Source organism: Bacillus sp. LR_5 (assembly GCF_042709275.1).
In genome coordinates, this window is sequence record NZ_JAVAXX010000652.1 from 1 (window position 1) to 883 (window position 883).

Sequence of the window (883 nt, forward strand, 5' to 3'; positions counted from 1 at the left end):
TTGCTGATTCTTTTAAGACCAGTGATAACGCGCTCGTTGTTTTGTCCGTATTTCAAGAAAACGCGGATGATACCTTGTTTGCTGTCTTCTACGAACTCAACGTCACGAATGAAACCTTCACGCTTTAAAATTTCAGCAATTTCTCTTTTCAATTTAGAAGCAGGAATTTCAAGCTTCTCATGACGTACCATGTTTGCATTGCGAATACGAGTTAGCATATCTGCAATTGGATCTGTCATAACCATTATATAATTACCTCCTTCCCTTTCTTGGGGATTACCAGCTGGCTTTTTTCACGCCAGGAATTTGTCCTTTATATGCAAGCTCACGGAAACAAATACGGCAAAGTTTAAATTTACGAATGACTGAATGCGGACGTCCGCAGCGTTCACAGCGTGTGTACTCTTGTACTTTAAACTTTGGTGTACGTTGTTGTTTCGCAATCATAGACTTTTTAGCCACGATTTCGCCTCCCTTTCATTGATTATTTCTGGAACGGCATACCTACTTGAGTTAATAGCTCACGAGCTTCTTCGTCAGTATTAGCAGTTGTTACGATAACGATGTCCATTCCGCGAACCTTTGTTACTTTATCGTAGTCAATTTCAGGGAAGATTAACTGTTCTTTGATACCAAGTGTGTAGTTACCGCGACCGTCGAAAGATTTTTTAGAAACCCCGCGGAAGTCACGTACACGCGGTAAAGATACAGAAATAAGTTTATCAAGGAAATCATACATGCGCTCTCCGCGAAGAGTTACTTTCGCACCGATAGGCATTCCCTCACGAAGACGGAATCCAGCAATTGATTTCTTCGCACGAGTAACGACAGGTTTTTGACCTGCGATAAACGTTAATTCTTCAACAGCACTGTCGATTGCTTT

3 protein-coding genes are annotated in these 883 nt (G+C 41.3%); all 3 read right to left on the reverse strand.

Annotated features, from left to right (window positions below; translation table 11 throughout):
• Positions 1-245 (reverse strand): 30S ribosomal protein S8 (gene rpsH / locus RAC86_RS39260; RefSeq protein WP_377887015.1); only part of this gene is annotated, 245 nt, incomplete at its 3' end.
• A gap of 31 nt (positions 246-276) precedes the next feature.
• On the reverse strand, positions 277-462 hold the full coding sequence (rpsN, locus tag RAC86_RS39265; RefSeq protein ID WP_003156488.1) for a 30S ribosomal protein S14: 186 nt from the start codon (positions 460-462) through the stop codon (positions 277-279).
• A gap of 22 nt (positions 463-484) precedes the next feature.
• Positions 485-883, reverse strand: a 399-nt coding sequence (gene rplE / locus RAC86_RS39270; protein WP_377887016.1) for a 50S ribosomal protein L5, incomplete at its 5' end; no start/stop codon positions are given.